Below are 18431 nucleotides of genomic sequence, written 5' to 3' on the forward strand. Positions count from 1 at the left end.
CGCGGCGCGGGCACTAAGGCGCGCGCCATTCACTCCCACGACAAACAAGGAAGTCGACCGTCATGGCCGTCACGCGCACCTTTTCGATCATCAAGCCCGACGCCACGCGCCGCAACCTGACCGGCGCCGTCACCAAGATGCTCGAGGAAGCCGGCCTTCGCGTCGTCGCCTCCAAGCGCATTCAGATGACGCGCGAGCAGGCCGAGGGCTTCTACGGCGTTCACCGCGAGCGCCCCTTCTTCAACGACCTGGTCGAGTTCATGATCTCGGGCCCCGTCGTCGTCCAGGTGCTCGAGGGCGAGGACGCGGTGACGCGCAACCGCGACATCATGGGCGCGACCAACCCCGCCAATGCGGAGCCCGGCACGATCCGCAAGGAACTGGCCGAATCGATCGAGGCGAACACGGTCCACGGGTCGGACTCGGAAGAGAATGCCAAGATCGAGATCGACTTCTTCTTCAAGGGCGACGAGCTCGTCGGCTGATCAAAGCGGTTCTTCGCTGATCCGGACCGGGTCGGAGGGATGCCTCCGGCCCGGTTTTGTTTTGGGCAACGATTGCCCCACACCCACCCGTCACCCCGGACTTGTTCCGGGGTCCACCGGTCCGCGAACCAGCGGCCGCTTGGCTGGCGGCATGATGGACCCCGGACCAAGTCCGGGGTGACGACGGGGACGGGGCTGTCCCGGACCGCAAGCACGAAAAAGGGGCGCCCGGGTCGGGACGCCCCTTTCTCTATTCGAGTTCCTGACGGCGGCGCCGGAGCGCCGCCGACGCGATTACATCGCGTTGGTCAGGTTCGCCTCGCCGATGTCGTCGGCGTTGTCGGCAGCCGCCTCGAGGTTGTCGGCAGCGTTCTCGAGCGCAGCGGCCTCGGCCTCGTTGCTCGTCGCGTCAGCGGCGGCCTCGAAGTTGTCGGCCTCGGCCTCGAGGTTCGCCGCCAGCGCGTCGCCGGCGTTCTCGGCGGGGGTGCCCTGGTTGCACGCGGCCAGAGACATCAGGCCGGCGGCAGCAGCGACAAACACGATCTTCTTCATGCGTTTGCTCCCAAGCAAATCCGTTTCGTGGCCGGCCCGAATGCCGTCACGAAGCTGCCGCATTAGCGCCCGTTTCGGGAGCGTCAACGCTTAATTCTACTCAAACCATAGGAAAGCGCGCTCAGTTCGTCGCAGAAATCGGCTCCTGCGCGTCGGCGACCACGGCCAGCATCGCCGTCCACGCTGCCACATTCTGCCTCAATTGAACGGGATCGACCTTGTCGAGCGTATCGTCGGGCGTGTGGTGCAGGTCGAAGTAGCGGGTGCCGTCCTGTTGCAGATCGACGCCGGCGACGCCAGCCGAAATCAGCGCCGCGACGTCCGCGCCGCCGCCGGCGTGCTGCTTGCTCGCGGCAATGCCGAGCGGCGCGAGCGCGGCGGCGAGGCGATCGGCCAGTGGCTGGTTGGCGGGCGCGAACTTCGTATCGACGCGCCAGATGCGGTCGGCGCCGAAGTCGGATTCGGCGGCAAGCACGTGGTTGTCGCCCTTGTGCGCCTCGAAATAGGCGCGGCCGCCGAACACCCCCACTTCCTCGGACCCCGCCCACAGCACGCGGATGGTGCGGCGCGGGCGGCCCGCGTCCATGATCCGCTTGGCCGCGGCGGCGACGATGCCGCAGCCCGCCGCATCGTCGATCGCCCCGGTGCCGAGGTCCCAGCTGTCGAGGTGGCACGCGACGACGACGATCCCCGCAGCCGGATCGCGGCCCGGCACCTCGGCGATGACGTTGCCCGACTGGCGCGTGCCGAGGATGCGCGGGGTCAGCGTCAGCTTGAGCCGCACCGGCGCACCGCGACCGATCAGCCGCTCGAGCTGTTCGGCGTCGGGCACGGCAAGCGCGGCGGCCGGGATCGCGGTCGTGCCGGCGGGGAAGACGGTGCTGCCCGCATGCGGCATCCGGTGGCTGTCGGTGCCGACCGAGCGGATCAGGATCGCGGCCGCCCCCTTCTGCGCGGCGATCGCCGGACCCGTGCGGCGGACGGGGCCGTAATAGCCATATTGGCTGCCGTCCTGCGTGCGCGTCATCGCGTGGCTGACGAACGCGATCTTGCCGGCGAGCGAGCCGTCGGGCGCGTCCTTGAGATCGTCGAGCGAGGGAAAGAAGACGACCTCGCCCTCCAGGCCCGTCTCGGGGGTGGCGCCCGAATTGCCGAGCGCGGTGAGCACCAGCGGCTGCGAGCTGTCGCCCAGCACCTCCGCCCGCTCCGCACCACGCACCCAGGTCTGGAGCGGGAAGGGCTCGTCGCGGACGTTCTTGAAGCCCATCTTGCTAAGCGTGCTGACCGCCCATTTGCGCGCCCGCGCTTCCTCCGGCGTCCCCGCCAGCCGCGGCCCCAGTTCGGTCGTGATCGCCTCCGTGATCGCATAGGCGTAATCGTCGTCGAGCGCGGCGTCGCGCAGCGCCGCGACGCGGTCCTCGGGCGAGTCCTGAACGGGGGCGGGATGGGCGAGCGCGGCGACCGCGGGCAGGATCAGGCTGAGCATCCCGCCTTGGTACCCGCTGGCGCTCGCGCGTAAAGGCCCCCTCGTTGCCAACCGGCGGCGCCATCGCTATCTCGCTCGCCGACTTTCCATCCCTGCCGAACCCCTTTGCCGGAGACCCGCCGTGGCCGCCCAGTACGCCTTCGTCATGAAGGACATGACCAAGACCTTCCCCGGCGCGCCCAAGCCGGTGCTGTCGAACATCAACCTGCAATTCTATCAGGGTGCCAAGATCGGCATCGTCGGCCCCAACGGCGCCGGCAAGTCGACGCTCATCAAGATCATGGCCGGCATCGACACCGATTATTCGGGCGAGGCGTGGCCGGGCGAGAACATCACCGTCGGCTATCTGGAGCAGGAGCCGCAGCTCGATCCGTCGAAGACGGTGCTGGAGAACGTCAAGGACGGCGCGCGCGACACCGCCAACCTGGTCGATCGCTTCAACGCGATCTCCGACGAGATGGGCGACCCCAAGGACGACACCGACTTCGACGCGCTGATGGAGGAGATGGGCGAGCTTCAGGCCAAGATCGACGCGGTCGACGGCTGGAGCCTCGATAATCAGCTCGAGATCGCGATGGAGGCCCTTCGCTGCCCGCCGGGCGACTGGTCGGTCAACAATCTGTCGGGCGGTGAGAAGCGCCGCGTGGCGCTGACGCGCCTCCTGATCCAGAAGCCGTCGATCCTGCTGCTCGACGAGCCCACCAACCATCTCGACGCCGAAAGCGTGAAGTGGCTGGAGAATCACCTCAAGGAATATGCCGGCGCCGTGCTGATGATTACGCACGATCGCTACTTCCTCGACAATGTCGTCAACTGGATCCTCGAGCTCGATCGCGGCAAGTACTTCCCGTACGAGGGCAATTACTCGACCTATCTCGAGAAGAAGGCCAAGCGCCTGGAGCAGGAGGACCGCGAGGCGACCGGTCGCCAGAAGGCGATCAAGGACGAGCTCGAATGGATCCGGGCGGGCGTCAAGGGCCGCCAGACCAAGTCGAAGGCGCGTATCGCCAAGTTCGAGCAGCTCGTCGAGAGCCAGCAGAACCGCAGCCCCGGCAAGGCCCAGATCGTCATCCAGGTGCCCGAGCGCCTGGGTGGCAAGGTGATCGAGGTAGAGAACGTCTCCAAGGCGTATGGCGACAAGCTGTTGTTCGAGAACCTGTCGTTCACGCTGCCCGCGGGCGGCATCGTCGGCGTGATCGGGCCGAACGGCGCGGGCAAGTCGACGCTGTTCAAGCTCATCACCGGCCAGGAACAGCCCGACACCGGCAAGATCGAGCTGGGGACGACCGTCCGCCTGGGCTATGTCGACCAGAGCCGCGATCACCTCGATCCGTCGAAGAACGTCTGGGAGGAGATCTCCGACGGGCTCGATTACATGAAGGTCAACGGCCACGACGCCTCGACCCGCGCCTATGTCGGCGCGTTCAACTTCAAGGGTCAGGACCAGCAGAAGAACGTCGGCAAGCTGTCGGGCGGTGAGCGCAACCGCGTCAACATCGCCAAGATGCTGAAGCGCGGCGGCAACGTGCTGCTGCTCGACGAGCCGACCAACGACCTCGATGTCGAGACGCTGGGCGCGCTGGAGGAAGCGATCGAGAATTTCGCGGGCTGCGCCGTGGTCATCAGCCACGATCGCTTCTTCCTGGACCGTCTGGCCACGCACATCCTCGCGTTCGAGGGCGACAGCCATGTCGAGTGGTTCGAGGGCAATTTCGAAGCCTATGAGGAGGACAAGCGCCGCCGCCTGGGCGACGCGGCCGATCGTCCGACGCGGCTTGCCTACAAGAAGCTGACGCGCTGATCGCACGCATGGCGGTGGTCGAGGACGCACAGGGCGACATGGCCCCGCCGGGCGGCGATGCGATCGCCTATCGGCTGGGTCAGCAGCGCATCCTTGCCGAGTTCGGCATGGCGGCGCTGCGGTCGCGCGACATCGGCGAATTGCTTCAGCGCGCGACCGAGCTGTGCGCGCGCGGCATGTCGGCGCGCTTCGCCAAGTTCCTGGCGGCGCCCGATGCCGAGGAGCGGATGCGTGTCGAGGCGGGCGTTGGCTGGGCCGAGGGCGTGGTGGGCGTGGCGAGCCTGGGCGGCGACGCCGGGTCGCCTGCCGGCTATGCCTTCATGACCGGCGAGCCCGTCATCTCGAACCATCTGGAGGCCGAGGAGCGGTTCCGGACGCCCGAGCTGATGGCGGAGCACGGCATCCGCCGCGCGATCAACGTGCTGGTCGAGGCGGACGGCAAGCGGTTCGGCGTGCTCGAGGTCGACAGCCCGGAAGAGGGGATCTTCGACGCTGACGACCTCGCCTTCATGCAGGGCTTTGCCAATCTGATCGGCGTCGCGATCGAGCGGCAGCAGGCGGAGGCGCGGCTCGCCGCGTCGGTCGAGCATCAGGAACTGCTGGTCCGCGAGGCGAGCCACCGCGTCAAGAACAGCCTGGCGCTCGTGTCGGCGATGCTGACGCTTCAGATGCAGGCCGACGACGATCCGCGCGTCACCCGCCTGTTGGGCGACGCACAGGCGCGAATCACCGCGATCGCGCAGACGCACGACCAGTTGTGGCGCGGGGCGCGGGTGGGCATCGTCGCGCTCGACGACCTGGCTTGCGGGCTCGCCAACGCGCTGGCCGAGCAGGCGCCGCTCCACCGCATCGACTGTCATGCCGAGCCGATCGAGCTGAGCGCCGACACCGCAATCCCGCTGGGGCTGATCCTCACCGAGCTCGTCACCAACGCGATCAAATACGCCTATCCCGAGGGCGAGGGCGGGCCGATCGCAATCCGCATCGCCCGCGCCGGGGACTCGATCGAGACGGTGGTCGAGGACGAAGGGGCGGGGTTGCCCGCGGACTTCGACCTCAAGGCGCAGTCGCGCCGAAGCCTGGGCACGCGGATGATCGCCAGCCTGACGCGGCAATTGGATGGCGAGATCGAGCTAGGCGCGCGCGCCGGGCGCTCCGGCACGCGCGCGGTGCTGGTGTTTCCGGCGCCGTAAAAAGGAAAGCGCCCACTCCGTTCGTCCTGAGCTTGTCGAAGGACGTGTCACGAGCGGTAGCGTTCGAAACATGTGCTTCGACAAGCTCAGCACGAACGGAGAAATGGATGCTCACCGCCGGCCAAGCACGAACGGCCGGCTAGAAGATCAACAGGTCGACGGGGTCTCGCCGGCCACTGCCACCACGCCGTTGGTGCCCGCATCGAGCGCCCGGCGGTCGCGGACCATCATCGAGGCGGTTTCGGTCATGTCGAGCGACGGCGCCCAGGCGGTCTTCACCAGCGGCTGATAGGTGTAGAAGACCTCCACCCACATCGTCGCGCCATCGGGCGGCGCGATCACCTGGCGACCCGCGGGGCCGACACCGGTCAGGTTGGTCTTGGTCGCGTCATAGGGCGACGTATAGGGCTTGTCGCCGCGGCAGCGCTGCCAGCGGATGCGATAGCGGCCAGAATTGGCGGGATCGTTCTCGACGCTCGACACCTTTACCCGCCCGCGCTCGTAGAGCTTGAGCTCGCCCGCCTGGAGGCCGGCACCGGTCAACAGGTCGTTGATATCCGTCTCGTTGATCGTCTTCTGCTGAAGCTGCGTGCCAGTGCCGATCCGCGCCGAATTGTCGGCCAGATGCAGCGCGATCTGGCTGATCCGCATTCGCGTGATGATGTAATTGGTGATCTCCGCGCCCGTCAGCCCGATCAGCAACAGGATCGGCAGGTAGAAGGCGTATTCGATAATGATGACGCCCTCACGCGCGGGCGCGAGGCGGCGGAGCGTGGTGAGGAGCCGCGTCATGCCGGGCAATTCCGCCAGACGGGCGCGGTATAGCTGCCCTGGTCTGAATAGGGCTGGTTCTTGAGCACCGTCGTTGCGACGATCTTTGCATTGGCCGTATCGTCGCCGAACAGCTTCAGCAGCGGCGTCATCCGCGGATAGGTGACGGTCACGGTCACGACCGTCGCATCCTTTGCCCCGCCCTGACCGTCATTACCGCCGTCGGCATCCCAGACACCGTTGTTGTTCGCGTCTTCATAGGGCTCGCCCTTGTCGCAGCGCCCGTTCCGGTTGGTGTCGGTCCAGTCCTCCGCCCTCGCGGCGGCCGCGTCGGAGAAGGTGCGGTAGTAGCGCCGCTTGATGTCCAGCGTGGCATTGTTCGCCAGCGCTTTCACATGGCTACGTACCCGCGTGTCGAGGATCGCCTGCTGCCCCTCGGTCGTGTTGCTCTCCAGCGTCGCGTCGCGCGCGACCTTTTGCAGCACGCCCTGGAGCGCACCGCGCATGTAGAGCGTGTGTCCGAAGTCGAAGATGCCCAGCAGCACCATGCAGAAGGTCGGCGCGATGAAGGCGAATTCGACCGCGGACACGCCGCGCCGGTCGCGGGCGAGGGGACGAAGACCGGCGATCATTGCGTGAGCCTCAACGCGGAGATCTGGTCGGCGATCGAACGGAAGGTCTGCTGGAGCTGCGTCGAATTACGCGCGGAGAAGAAGCGCCCTTCCGAGGCACATGACCTCATGCGGCCCTCGATGGAGGTGTTCTTGTCGCCGAACCAGATCACCCAAAGCGTAATGTTCAGATTCTTGGTCGCTTCGCAGAGTGCCGCAGTGCGCGCATTGACCTGCTGCGTCAGGGTGCCGCTCGTTCCACAGCCCTCGGTCGGCGCCGCACCAGGGTCTGTCTGGCGCCGGTCGAACCATGCGATGCCGTAGGCTTGGTAATTGTCGGCATCGGTACAGGTATCGCCGTCCGTCATGAAGATGAGATGCCGCTCGATCTCGCCGCCCTGTGGCGTGAATTCGTTGTCGGTACGGAACAGTCCGGTCGGCGAGAGAAGACGCGCGCCCCAAAGCAGGCCGATGTCGTGGTAGGTGTTTCCACCCGGAGTCAGCGAGTCGACGTAGCTGCCGAAGTTGCCGGGGTCCCAGTCCTGAAGGCGACGAGCCGGGGTCGGGCATGAATAGGCACGACCGGTGAAGTTCGTGAAGGTCGTGATCTCTGCCTGGTTGTAGGCGGAGCTATTGCTGTAGGTCGACCGGCGTACATAGGTCGCGCCGCCGATCGCCGGTGCCCACAGCGTGTCGGCGTCGCCCGAACTGGGCACCTCGTTGATCTGAAGGTCGTGTGCCGCGGCGGGAATCGGCTGATAGTTCGACTGGCGAACGGTCGCGCGCTCCTCGATGCAGCCATCCCAGCGAATTGTAGAATTTACATATCCGTTGCCGATCGGCAGATCGATCGAGTCGTTCCAGCTCGTCCCACTCTTGAGCGGGCCGACGTCGATGCGGACGGGCTTGTAGCGCCAGGCGGGGGTCGGGATTGCGTTCTTGCTGCCTTGCACTGCGCGGGTCAGATAGCTTCGGCGATAGACGGTCCGTTCGCGCTCCTGCAGCTGACAGACTTTCCCAGAGCTGTTGTACACGCCCTGATAATCGCGCTGCGTGAACGGTACGTCGGCAACGAACCATGCATCGTTTTCGAGTTGGCCGTTGATCGCGCCGCCGTCCGCCTGTTCATAATCGTCGGCTGGCGGGTTTGAGCAGCTCGTACCGTTCGACTGGAAATAACCGGCTCCGCGGTTCTTCCACGCACTCCAACTGCTTGCAGGTCCACGAAGCGTGTTGTCGTAAAAGGAATTCCAGACACCCCAGATCGCGCTGATCTCACGCGACTGATACGTCCACTCGTCCGCCATCCATGCTGGCTGTAGCAGGCGCCCGACATTGGCGTTGGTCGCATACGGAACGAAGCCGAACCGCACCTGCACGGCGCTGCCAACCCCTCCGCTTGGAGCGTCGCCATCGCAAGCCGCATCGGTGTCGAGCTTGGCAACGATCTCGTAGAAGCACTTCACCGCCACGCGTAGACCATCGATCTTCGGTCGGCTGTCACCCGACAGCGTTTCGCCCATCGAACCGGTCGTATCGAGGACAAACATGACGTCGGTGTTGGGAAGCCGCATCTCGGTCTCGCACGTGACCTCAAGCTTTTCGGTCGTCTTGCCGAGGACGCGCATCAGCGTCATCGGCAAGATCGCGGACGCATTGCCCGTCACCTTGCCCGCGCTTTCGCTGAAGCTTCGCGTGATCGTGTTCGAGCCATAGGCGTCGGTGCGGATGTTGGCGTCGAAGAAGCGCTCGGCCATCGACCGCGGCATGTAGCTCGACTGCGCCCAGGTGCCGCCGCCCATCGCCTTCCGCCCCGCCAGCGCGCCGGCGTCGCAGGCGTGCTGAAGCCGCGTCTTGACGATGTACATGCGCGACAGGTCGAAGCCGCCGCCGATCATGCCGCACAGCGGGATCATCGCCGCGGCGACGATCGCGATCGTGTTGGCGCGCGTGTCATGGACAAGCCGCGCGAGGAACCCGCCGCTTGCCCAAGCCTTTAAGCCGTTCAACCCCATGCCCCGCGCCCACGCCCCGTATTTGACAACTCAGTCCGATCCGGCGCTATGCGCGCGCAAGCGATAAGCCGGATTGAAGCGACATGGTTAACGCCGCCGAAACCGCCGCAGCCGGCGTGGAAGCTCGCGCGGCGGAGCGGCGGCTGATCCTTTCCTACGCGCCTGTGGACGGCCGCGCGCGGCTGGCGGCGCTGCTCGATCTGGACGCGACGCTCGCCGAGGTGATGCGCCAGATGCGCGAACCGATGATCGCGCAGATGCGGCTGACCTGGTGGCACGATGCCGTCGCGCGGCTCGACACCGCGCCGCCGCCCGCGCAGCCGGTCTTGGTGGCGCTCGCCGCCGCGCTGCCCGACAGCGGGGTCGCGGGGAGGGAAGTCGCGCTGCTCGTCGAAGGCTGGGAAGCGCTGCTGGAGGGCGATCCGCGCGAGGCCGAGGTGCGCGCTGCCTTTGCCACGGGGCGGGGCGCGCGCCTGTTCGCGCTGGCGGCGCGCGGGGCTTCGGTTGACGGCGTGGAGGATGCGGGCCGGGGCTGGGCGCTCGCCGACTTGTCGCGATCGCTGACCGATGCGGGCGCAGCATTGGCGGCGCGCGAGGAGGCGGCGGCGTTGCTCGCCCCCCCGCTGTCGCGGCGGTGGCCGCGGCGCCTACGTGCGTTGGGGGCGCTCGCGCATCAGGCGGCGATGGACCTGCGCGCCGATCCCGCCGCGCCGCTGCCCGCGGCGACTCCGGGGCGGATCGCGCGGCTTGGCTGGCACCGGCTGACGGGACGCTGAGGATCGGCTAGGATCGCGACCGCAACGATTCCAGGGGGATGGGGCGATGTGGCGATACTGGGTGGGTGCACTGGCGGCGCTGCTGCTGGCGGGGGCAGGCCTGTTTCTCTTCCGGTCGAGTGCGACGGCGGACGTGATCCTGCCACCCGCGCCGCCCCCGCTCGCCGTGCAGACGAGCGCCGACGCCGACGCACCGGTGGCCGCGGTGCCGGAGGCGGCGCCCAAGACGCGGGAGGAGAAGCGCTTCAACCGCTACGACAAGGACCGCGACGACCGCATCACCCGCGAGGAATATCTGGCGAGTCGGCGAAAGGCGTTCGCCCGGCTCGACGCCAATGGCGACGGGCGGCTGAGCTTCGAGGAATGGGCGGTGAAGACCACCGACCGCTTCGCCGACGCGGACAAGGACAAGTCGGCGACGTTGGACCGCACCGAGTTCGCGACGACGGCACCCAAGCGAAAGGCGCCGCGACGGCGAGTGGATTGCCCGCCCGCCAGGGCGGAGGCGGAGGACTGACGCGTCAGGCCGCCACCATCTCCAACCCGGCCGTCCACTCGCGAAAGGCGGCGCGGGCGCGGGAGGTGTACATGAGCTTGCGGTCCGCCTTCTTCGTCCGGCCCTCGATCGGCGGGAACAGGCCGAAATTGACGTTCATCGGCTGATAGTCTTCCGCCCCGTCCGCGCCGGTGATGTGCGACAGGAGCGCGCCGAGGGCCGTCTCCACCGGCGGTGCCGCCAACCGCTGCCCCGTCAGTTCGGCGATCGCGAAGCGCGCGGCGATCAGCCCGATCGCGGTGCTCTCAACATAGCCCTCGCAGCCGGTGATCTGGCCCGCGAAGCGCAGGTTCGGCCGCGCCTTCAGCCTCAGCTCGCCGTCGAGCAGGTCGGGCGAGCGGATGAAGGTATTGCGGTGGAGGCCGCCCAGCCGCGCGAACTCCGCGCCTTCGAGGCCCGGGATGGTGCGAAAGATGCGCAGTTGCTCGCCATGCTTCAGCTTGGTCTGGAAGCCGACCATGTTCCACAGCGTGCCCGAGGCATTGTCCTGGCGAAGCTGCACGCAGGCATAAGGCCAGCGGCCCGTGCGCGGATCGTCGAGGCCGACGCCCTTCATCGGGCCGTAGCGCAGCGTCTCGACCCCGCGCTCGGCCATCACCTCGATCGGCATGCAGCCTTCGAAATAGGGGACATGCTCCCATTCCTTGAACGCGGCCTTCTCGCCCGCGATCAGCTCGGCATGGAAGGCGGCATATTGATCGCGATCGAGCGGGCAGTTGATATAGTCCTTGCCGTCGCCTGCCGGCCCCGCCTTGTCCCAGCGCGACTGCTTCCAGGCGACGCTCATGTCGATCGAGTCGGCGTGCACGATCGGCGCGATCGCGTCGAAAAAGGCGAGCGCGTCGGCGCCGGTCGACTGGCCGATCGCCTCCGCCAGCGACGGCGCGGTCAGCGGCCCGGTGGCGACGATCGCGGGCGTGTCGGTCGGGAGCGTGTCGACGCGCTCGCGCACGATGGTGATGTTGGGATGCTCGGCCAGCGTGCGCGTCACCTGGTCGGAAAAACGGTCGCGATCGACGGCGAGCGCCGAGCCGGCGGGAAGCTGATGCGCGTCCGCGGCGGTCATGACGAGCGAACCCAGGTCGCGCATCTCGGCATGCAAAAGCCCGACGGCATTGCGCTCGGCATCGTCGGAGCGGAAGCTGTTCGAACAGACGAGCTCGGCAAAGCCGTCGGTCTGGTGCGCCGGCGTCGTGTCGCCGCCGCCGCGCATTTCGGAAAGCTTCACGCGAAGTCCGGCCTTCGCGAGCTGCCAGGCAGCTTCCGAACCGGCGAGCCCGCCGCCGATGACGTGGATGTCGTGCTGTGTCATTCGGGGCAGATAGGCCACTCCGCCAGCGTTGGACAGGGGTCAGGCGGCGGCGAGCTGGCGCAGCAACGTCCGGCGCGCGACCAGCGCGCAGAGCGCACCGGTGGCGGCAAGGGCAAAGGTCTCGGGTGCGCCGACGTCGGTCAGGAAGGCGAGCGGGGCGATCGGCGCCGCACCGGCGATCGTCCAGACCGGCGCAAGGCGGCCGACTCCCGATCGAGCGAGCGGCGTCAGCACCATCGCCGCGACCAGGCAGGGCAGGATCGTGATCGCGAACCCGAACGGGATCGACATCGCCATGATGCCGACGACAACGCCGATGGCGTCCGGCTCGATCGCCATCGGCGGGCCGCTCGCCGCGGCGATCCCCATTGCCAGCAGGAAGCTGGCGATGAAGATCGGCCCGGCGGCCAGCGCTGCCATGACCGCTGCCCTGCCGCCGCGTGGGCCGGGATGGTCGACACAGGGCATCGCTCAGGCGCCCGGCTGGACGGCGGGGCGGGCGGCGAACCAGCCTTCGACGGTGCGGCCGAAATGCGCGATCGCGCCCATGTTGAAGAAGTGCATCACACCGACGACGATGACCGCAAGGCCGACCTTGGCGCTGAGGAAGCGGATCGCGCCGGCGAGCGTGGTGGGTTCCTGACCCAGGCTGAGCGTCAGTGCGATGAAGCCGATGTTGACGAGATAGAAGCCGACGACGAGCAGGTGGTTGGTGGAGCGGGCGAGTTCCGCATTGTGGCCGAAGCACTGGATCAGGAACACCTCTCCGTTGCGGGACAGCGTTCGCGCGACCCAGACGGTGATCGCCAGCGTGATCGCGAGATAGAGCGCGTAGGCGGTTTCGACGAGCATCGATCTTCTCCTTTCATCGGTATTTTCGGTAAGAACAGAAACTGCAACGCAAATAAAGGCGGCTTACGGCTCCGGCTTGCTGCCCTTGAACGGGGTGACGAAGCGGGCGACCTTGCCGCCCAGCTTCATCAGCGCGATCAGGGTCGGCTTGGGCAGGCGGCGGACCTGTTCGTACCAGTTGCCGAGCGTCGAGATGAACTCGTGCATCCGCACGATCCGCTCACGCACCATCGGCGGGGCGGTCTTGTCGTCGCGGAGCCGCTCCGCCAGCTCGCCGAGCAGCGCGATCGTCGGGTCGATCTCGCGCCGCTTGCGCTCGGCGGCGATGCGCAGAAGCATTTCCCACTGGTCGCTTTCGGCGACGAAATGGTCGCGGCGGTCGCCCTCGACATGGACGCGGCGGACGATCGAATAGCCGAGCAGCTCCTTGAGCGCGGTCGACACGTTGGATCGGGCAAGGCCCAGCGCCTCGGTGATCTCGTCGGCGGGGAGGGGGCGATCGGCCAGGTAGAGCAGCGCATGGATCTGCGCCACCGACCGGTTGACGCCCCATTGCGTCCCCATCTCGCCCCAATGGAGGACAAAGGCTTTTACGTCGGGATGTTCGAGAAGCGACTTCATCGTCAATTTCTGTAATTACAGAAATAACGGGAGTCAAGCGATCAGCGCCAGCTGTCCAGCCACATCCAGTGGTTGAAATCCTGCGGGTCGGACAATGCCGCGCCGCTGATGATCGGATAGAAATAGGCGAACAGTCCCACCGCGAGCAGCGCGAACGCCGGCTCGATCCAGCGCAGACGCGTAGGCAACAGGCTGAGCGCCGCGGCACAAGCGAGCGCGGCGAAGATGCTGGAGAGGTGGTAATAATAATAGAAGCCGAGGCTCTTGGGGATCGCCGCCCAGATCGCGATCGAGAAGACCCAAAGCTTACCGACCAGCGCATGGCGCCCCCGCGCCCACAGGCACGCGGCGATCGCGACCAGCCCACCCCACATGATCGCCGGATTGCCGATCAGCAGCACGCCGCGCTGAACGCCCATGTCGGGCTCGTAATAATACCAGATCGGGCGAAGGAGGAGCGGCCAGCTCCACCAGTCAGATTGGTAGGGATGCGGCTGGAGGATCTGCGTCTGCGCCTCGTACATCCGCTGCTGGAGCATCAGCAGGTCGCCGGGGCGGACGGCGTCGACGACGTAGAAGAAGGTCGGCACGAAGGTCGCGACATAGACGACGATCGCGACGATCCCGAGCGGGACGGCAAGCGCGAGGCCCACGACCGGCCGTCGCCGCTCGACCGCCACGAGGCCGAGGCATGCGAGCGCGACATAGGGCGCTGCGGCCCACTTCACTGCCACCGCCGCGCCAAGCAGCACCCCGGCCAGCGCCGTGCGCAACCCGCGCGCGCCGGGCGGCGCGCTCGCGGCCCAGACGGTTGCTGCCAACCCGCCGGTCACAAATGCGCCCAGGAACCCGTCGAGCATCGCCACGCGCGCCTGGATGAAGACGGTCTGGTTGATTGCCACGAACAACGCGCCGAACGCCGCCGTTCGCAGCGACCCGAACAGAAGGAAGAGCAGCGCGAACCCGGCCGCGACCGTCGCCGCGCCGGCAAGCGCGGGCATTGCACGCCAGCCGATCGGTCCGTCGCCGAACAGCCCGATGCCGATCGCGATCAGCTCCTTGGCGAGCGGCGGATGCTCAGTGTTGGCGGGGTGCGCGAGCTCCAGCATCGTGCGCGCGGCGGGTACATAATGGACCTCGTCGAACACCAGCCCGCTTGGACGGCCCAGATGCACCGCGAACAGCGCGAACGCTGCGAGCGCGACCAGCAGGCAGACGAGGCGGGGACGGTCGGCAAGGCGCATCGCCCGTTGCTGTAGCGCGCGAGGCGGGCGGCGGAAACGTCCGACGGATCGATCCAGTTGATTGTCGCTTGAGGCGCGCAGGCGTAACGATCGTGCATGCGCCGTCTCCTCCCGCTCTGCCTCGTGCTCGCGCCTTCACCGCTGATGGCGCAGGAGGAGCCGATCTGTGCGGATCGACCGGGGCTGGGCTCGCCGCCCTGTGCGACGCCCGCGGGCCGCGTGGTCGCCGAACTCGGCCTGGCGGACTGGACGCTCGACCGCATGCCGGGCGAGCGCAGCGACACGATCGTCGCGGGTGATCTGCTGGTGCGGATCGGCCTTGCCGACGGGTTGGAGGCGCAGGTCGGCTGGACGTCGTTCGGAACACTGCGCGAGCGGGAAGACGGCGCCGTGTCGCGCCAGTCCAGCATCGGCGACGCGCGGTTCGGAATGCTCAAGACCATCGTCGAGGGCGATCCGGTCGAGGTGTCGGCACTGGCGCGCGTCAGCGTGCCGATCGGCGGCGAGGCAATCGGTGCGGGCGACTGGGGCGTCAGCCTGCTCGCCCCCACCGAGATCGCACTGGGCGGGCCGTTCTCGTTCGAGCTCACGCCGTCGATCGCGGCTTCGGTGGACGAGGATCGATCCGGGCGGCACCTCGCCTATGGCAGCATCTTCGGGATCGGCGCCGACCTGAGCGACACGGCGCTGGCGAGCATCGAGATCGGCGTGACCGAGGACGACGATCCGCACGGCGCGTCGACGCCGGTGCTGCTGGGGATGTCGGCGGGGTGGCGGCCGAACCCGAACTTCCAGATCGACTGCGGTGCGAATGTCGGCCTCAACGAGGATGCCGATGATCTGGAGCTGTACGTCGGCATTTCGCGGCGGTTCTAGCGTGCTCCCGCCTTCGCGGGAGCACCTCGGAAGGCTCCAGACAGAGCTTGTACCCCGGCGAAGGCCGGGGTCCAGGCGGGAAGGCCTCAATGATCTAGCGGAGCGACCAATCACGATCGTCCCCCACCTGGACCCCGGCCTTCGCCGGGGTACAAAGGTGGGAGGATCAGCGCTCCGTCAGGCCATCGCCAGCAGGCGCTTTTCGCCCGCCAGCCGCATCATCGCCTTTTGCAGCTTCTCGAACGCGCGCACCTCGATCTGGCGGACGCGCTCGCGCGACACGCCGTACACCTGCGACAGCTCCTCGAGCGTCTTGGGGTCGTCGGTGAGTCGACGCTCGGTCAGGATGTGCTTCTCGCGATCGTTGAGGTCGTCCATCGCCTCGACGAGCATCGTGTGGCGGACGTCCGCCTCCTGCGCCTCTGCGACGCGCTGGTCCTGAAGCGGCTCGTCGTCGGCGAGCCAGTCCTGCCACTGGCTTTCCGAATCCTCGCGCATCGGCACGTTGAGCGACGTGTCGCCGCCCATCGCCATGCGGCGGTTCATGCTGACGACCTCGTCGGCGGTGACGCCCAGATCCTTGGCGATCTTGGCGACGTCGTCGGGATGGAGGTCGCCATCCTCGAATGCGTCGAGCTTGGCCTTCATCCGGCGAAGGTTGAAGAACAGCTTCTTCTGGGCCGCGGTGGTGCCCATCTTGACGAGGCTCCACGAGCGCAGGATGAATTCCTGGATGCTCGCGCGGATCCACCACATCGCATAGGTGGCGAGGCGGAAGCCGCGATCGGCCTCGAACTTCTTCACGCCCTGCATCAGCCCAATATTGCCCTCGCTGATGAGCTCGCTGACGGGCAGGCCATAGCCGCGATAGCCCATCGCGATCTTGGCGACGAGGCGAAGATGGCTGGTGACGAGCTGCGCCGCCGCCTCGGGATCCTGATGCTCCTCGAACCGCTTGGCGAGCATGTATTCCTGCTCGGGGCTCAGGATGGGAAATTTCTTGATCTCGGAGAGATACCGGTTGAGGCTCGCCTCACCGCCGAGCGCGGGGATCGTCGCAGGGACGTTGCTACCGCTGGCCATGACCAATTCTCCCTTATCGATGAGGCAGTATCGCTGCCGTGGGTGCACCGCGGCAATCTTGCCCGAAGGCTATACGACAAGCCGGTTGAACAGTTCCTGCATGTCGGCGGGTATCGCACTGTCAAACGACAGGGCGTGGCCCGTCACAGGATGGATGAACCCCAGCCGGGCGGCGTGCAACGCCTGGCGGCGGAAACCCAGCGTTTCCAGGACCGGACGGTGAACCGCCTTAGTCCTGCCATACACCGGGTCGCCGAGCAAGGGGTGCCCGATCGAGGCCAAGTGGACGCGAACCTGATGCGTCCGTCCGGTCTCGAGCCGGCATTCGACGAGCGCCGCGTCGGCCAGCGGCTGGACGAGGCGCCAATGGGTGACGGCATGCTTGCCGGCATTGGCGCCGACGATCGCCATCTTCTTGCGATTGGCGCTCGAACGGCCGATCCGCGCGTCGACGGTGCCGCTGCCGATGGTCGGCCGCCCGGCGACGATCGCGGCATAGCGCCGGTCGATGCTGTGCGCCTTGAACTGGCGCGAAAGCCCCTCGTGCGCGCGATCGTGCTTGGCAGCGACGATCAGCCCCGACGTATCCTTGTCGATGCGGTGGACGATGCCGGGCCGCGCGACGCCGCCGATCCCCGACAACTGCCCCGCACAGTGATGCAGCAGCGCGTTGACCAGCGTCCCGTCCAGGTTGCCCGCAGCGGGGTGGACCACCAGCCCGGCCGGCTTGTCGACGACGATCAGATGCTCGTCCTCATGCGCGATGACGAGGTCGATCGCCTGCGCCTCGTTATGCGCCGGCGCCGGCGCGGGGATCGCGACGCTGAACTGCATGCCGGCCGCGGCCTTTCGTGCTGGGTCGCGGACCAGGCCCTCGCTGGTCGAAACCGCGCCCGCGGCGATCAGCGCCTTCAGCCGCTCGCGCGACAGGCTGGGCACCGCGTCGGCGAGTGCGCGGTCCAATCGCCAACCATTCGCGGTCTCGGCGATCGTCGCATCGATGGTGGAAACCCCCCGGTCCATTCTTGTAGGGGAAATGGGTGCCAGGTGTAACGATTTCAAGGGCGGCGCACGCCGAGATGCTCGCCGCGGCGCGTGCCGCGGACGGGCTGGAGGCCTGTGGATTGCTGCTCGGCAAGGGCAACGCCATCGAAGGGGCGAGCGTGGCGGCGAACGTCGCAGCGACGCCGGCGACCCGGTTCGAGATCGATCCCGCGCACCTCTTGGTCGCGCACCGGTCGGCGCGGGGTGGTGGCGCGGCGATCCTGGGCTATTGGCACTCGCATCCCTCCGGTCTGGCGGAGCCGTCGGCGACCGATGCGGCGATGGCCGATCCCGACGGGCGCATCTGGGCGATCGTCGCCGATGGCGCACTCGCCTGCTTTCGCGCGGTGGCCAATGGCGAGGTCCACGGGCGTTTCACCGCATGCGCATGGTCGATCGGCCCGGATTGAACCGCTTGCCTTGCGCGGCGAGTTCCCGACGTGGCACAAGGCGCGCCGTCAAAGGGGAAGTTATTTTGCCGACAAGTCCCACCGAGTTTGCGAGCCTGCTCTGCTCGCGCCTGTGTCACGACCTGCTCAGTCCGGTGGGGGCGCTCAACAACGGGCTGGAACTGCTCGCCGACGAGCATGACCCGGAGATGCGGGCCCGCTGCCTCGAACTGCTGGCGGACAGCGCGCGCGCCTCGGCCAACAAGCTCAAATTCTTCCGGCTGGCGTTCGGTGCCGCCGGCGGCTTTGGCGAGCTGGTCGACACGCGCGAGGCGAAGGCGGCGATCGAGGGGCTGTTCGTCGACAACCACCGGCTCCAGCTCGGCTGGATGCTGGAGGCGGGGCAGCTGCCCAAGCCCGCGATCAAGGTGCTGCTCAACCTTGCGCTGATCGCCGGCGACGCGCTGGTGCGCGGCGGGCGGCTCGACATCGGCGCCGAGGCGGATGGCGACGTGGTCGAGATCGTCGTGCGCGCAGACGGGCCGCGTATTGTCCTCGATCCCGAACTGCGCACCGCGCTGGAGGGCGAACTGCCCGCCGACGGACTTTCCCCGCGGTCGGCGGCGGCGCATCTGGTCCACAGCCTGGTCGCCGAAAGCGGCGGCACGCTTCAGGTTTCGCCCGCCGAGGCCGAGGTGCTGCTGTTCGGCGCACATTTCGGCCAGCAGTAAACCCTGCCTTAACTGCCCGCGCACCAAGGTGCC

20 protein-coding genes are annotated in these 18431 nt (G+C 67.4%); 8 read left to right on the forward strand and 12 right to left on the reverse strand.

What is annotated here, in order from left to right; translation table 11 throughout:
- Positions 1–62 precede the first annotated feature (62 nt).
- Positions 63–485 carry a nucleoside-diphosphate kinase gene (gene ndk, locus RS883_RS05055; RefSeq protein WP_315763313.1) on the forward strand — a complete coding sequence of 141 codons (423 nt, stop codon included), beginning with the start codon at positions 63–65 and terminating at the stop codon, positions 483–485.
- Positions 486–779: 294 nt separating this feature from the next.
- On the opposite strand, the gene RS883_RS05060 is transcribed toward ndk, so the two are convergent.
- Together RS883_RS05060 and RS883_RS05065 are read right to left on the reverse strand one after the other, a co-directional pair.
- Positions 780–1037: a hypothetical protein gene (locus RS883_RS05060; RefSeq protein WP_315763316.1), complete on the reverse strand. Its 258-nt coding sequence runs from the start codon at positions 1035–1037 to the stop codon at positions 780–782.
- Between the two features lie 121 nt (positions 1038–1158).
- Positions 1159–2523 (reverse strand): M20/M25/M40 family metallo-hydrolase, encoded by a 1365-nt coding sequence (locus tag RS883_RS05065; RefSeq protein WP_315763319.1) that lies wholly within the window; start codon positions 2521–2523, stop codon positions 1159–1161.
- A gap of 121 nt (positions 2524–2644) precedes the next feature.
- Between RS883_RS05065 and ettA the strand changes: the two genes are divergently transcribed.
- Together ettA and RS883_RS05075 are read left to right on the forward strand one after the other, a co-directional pair.
- Positions 2645–4324, forward strand: coding sequence for an energy-dependent translational throttle protein EttA (ettA, locus tag RS883_RS05070; protein ID WP_315763322.1), 1680 nt, complete (start codon positions 2645–2647; stop codon positions 4322–4324).
- 8 nt (positions 4325–4332) lie between these two features.
- Positions 4333–5517 (forward strand): sensor histidine kinase, encoded by a 1185-nt coding sequence (locus RS883_RS05075; protein ID WP_315763325.1) that lies wholly within the window; start codon positions 4333–4335, stop codon positions 5515–5517.
- A gap of 147 nt (positions 5518–5664) precedes the next feature.
- On the opposite strand, the gene RS883_RS05080 is transcribed toward RS883_RS05075, so the two are convergent.
- From RS883_RS05080 to RS883_RS05090, 3 genes are read right to left on the reverse strand one after another with little or no spacing between them, the layout of a single operon-like run.
- Positions 5665–6309: a pilus assembly protein gene (locus RS883_RS05080; protein ID WP_315763327.1), complete on the reverse strand. Its 645-nt coding sequence runs from the start codon at positions 6307–6309 to the stop codon at positions 5665–5667.
- Positions 6306–6920: a TadE/TadG family type IV pilus assembly protein gene (locus tag RS883_RS05085; protein ID WP_315763330.1), complete on the reverse strand. Its 615-nt coding sequence runs from the start codon at positions 6918–6920 to the stop codon at positions 6306–6308. The genes RS883_RS05080 and RS883_RS05085 overlap by 4 nt, the downstream gene beginning before the upstream one ends.
- On the reverse strand, positions 6917–8914 hold the full coding sequence (locus tag RS883_RS05090; RefSeq protein ID WP_409977394.1) for a pilus assembly protein TadG-related protein: 1998 nt from the start codon (positions 8912–8914) through the stop codon (positions 6917–6919). Before RS883_RS05090 ends, RS883_RS05085 begins: the two co-directional genes overlap by 4 nt.
- 83 nt (positions 8915–8997) lie before the next feature.
- Here RS883_RS05090 and RS883_RS05100 point away from each other — a divergent pair, with 83 nt between their 5' ends.
- Together RS883_RS05100 and RS883_RS05105 are read left to right on the forward strand one after the other, a co-directional pair.
- Positions 8998–9690 carry a squalene/phytoene synthase family protein gene (locus RS883_RS05100; RefSeq protein ID WP_315763339.1) on the forward strand — a complete coding sequence of 231 codons (693 nt, stop codon included), beginning with the start codon at positions 8998–9000 and terminating at the stop codon, positions 9688–9690.
- A gap of 46 nt (positions 9691–9736) precedes the next feature.
- On the forward strand, positions 9737–10207 hold the full coding sequence (locus tag RS883_RS05105) for an EF-hand domain-containing protein (protein ID WP_315763341.1): 471 nt from the start codon (positions 9737–9739) through the stop codon (positions 10205–10207).
- A 4-nt stretch (positions 10208–10211) separates the two neighbouring features.
- On the opposite strand, the gene trmFO is transcribed toward RS883_RS05105, so the two are convergent.
- The 5 genes from trmFO to RS883_RS05130 all read right to left on the reverse strand — a co-directional run bounded on the left by trmFO (position 10212) and on the right by RS883_RS05130 (position 14275).
- Positions 10212–11558 carry a methylenetetrahydrofolate--tRNA-(uracil(54)-C(5))-methyltransferase (FADH(2)-oxidizing) TrmFO gene (trmFO, locus tag RS883_RS05110; protein ID WP_315764987.1) on the reverse strand — a complete coding sequence of 449 codons (1347 nt, stop codon included), beginning with the start codon at positions 11556–11558 and terminating at the stop codon, positions 10212–10214.
- 39 nt (positions 11559–11597) lie between these two features.
- The gene (locus tag RS883_RS05115) at positions 11598–11978 is read right to left on the reverse strand and encodes a hypothetical protein (RefSeq protein ID WP_315763343.1); all 381 of its coding nucleotides are present in this window, start codon (positions 11976–11978) and stop codon (positions 11598–11600) included.
- Positions 11979–12029: 51 nt separating this feature from the next.
- On the reverse strand, positions 12030–12410 hold the full coding sequence (locus tag RS883_RS05120) for a hypothetical protein (protein ID WP_315763345.1): 381 nt from the start codon (positions 12408–12410) through the stop codon (positions 12030–12032).
- Between the two features lie 63 nt (positions 12411–12473).
- The gene (locus RS883_RS05125; protein ID WP_315763347.1) at positions 12474–13031 is read right to left on the reverse strand and encodes a GbsR/MarR family transcriptional regulator; all 558 of its coding nucleotides are present in this window, start codon (positions 13029–13031) and stop codon (positions 12474–12476) included.
- 41 nt (positions 13032–13072) lie between these two features.
- Positions 13073–14275 (reverse strand): phospholipid carrier-dependent glycosyltransferase, encoded by a 1203-nt coding sequence (locus RS883_RS05130; protein WP_315763349.1) that lies wholly within the window; start codon positions 14273–14275, stop codon positions 13073–13075.
- A gap of 96 nt (positions 14276–14371) precedes the next feature.
- Between RS883_RS05130 and RS883_RS05135 the strand changes: the two genes are divergently transcribed.
- Positions 14372–15151 carry a transporter gene (locus RS883_RS05135; RefSeq protein WP_315763351.1) on the forward strand — a complete coding sequence of 260 codons (780 nt, stop codon included), beginning with the start codon at positions 14372–14374 and terminating at the stop codon, positions 15149–15151.
- Between the two features lie 177 nt (positions 15152–15328).
- Here the strand turns inward: RS883_RS05135 and rpoH are convergent, their stop codons facing one another.
- Positions 15329–16234, reverse strand: coding sequence for an RNA polymerase sigma factor RpoH (gene rpoH, locus RS883_RS05140; RefSeq protein WP_315763353.1), 906 nt, complete (start codon positions 16232–16234; stop codon positions 15329–15331).
- Positions 16235–16303: 69 nt separating this feature from the next.
- A complete protein-coding gene (locus RS883_RS05145; protein ID WP_315763355.1) occupies positions 16304–17257 on the reverse strand; it encodes an RluA family pseudouridine synthase in 954 nt (317 codons plus the stop codon).
- 17 nt (positions 17258–17274) lie between these two features.
- On the opposite strand from RS883_RS05145, the gene RS883_RS05150 reads away from it, so the two are divergent.
- Together RS883_RS05150 and RS883_RS05155 are read left to right on the forward strand one after the other, a co-directional pair.
- Positions 17275–17688 carry a M67 family metallopeptidase gene (locus RS883_RS05150; RefSeq protein ID WP_315763357.1) on the forward strand — a complete coding sequence of 138 codons (414 nt, stop codon included), beginning with the start codon at positions 17275–17277 and terminating at the stop codon, positions 17686–17688.
- A gap of 65 nt (positions 17689–17753) precedes the next feature.
- Entirely contained in the window at positions 17754–18398 is a 645-nt protein-coding gene (locus tag RS883_RS05155; protein ID WP_315763359.1) for a histidine phosphotransferase family protein, read from the forward strand.
- Positions 18399–18431 lie beyond the last annotated feature (33 nt).

This window comes from Sphingomonas sp. Y38-1Y (assembly GCF_032391395.1).
In the GTDB taxonomy this organism is placed as follows: domain Bacteria; phylum Pseudomonadota; class Alphaproteobacteria; order Sphingomonadales; family Sphingomonadaceae; genus Sphingomonas.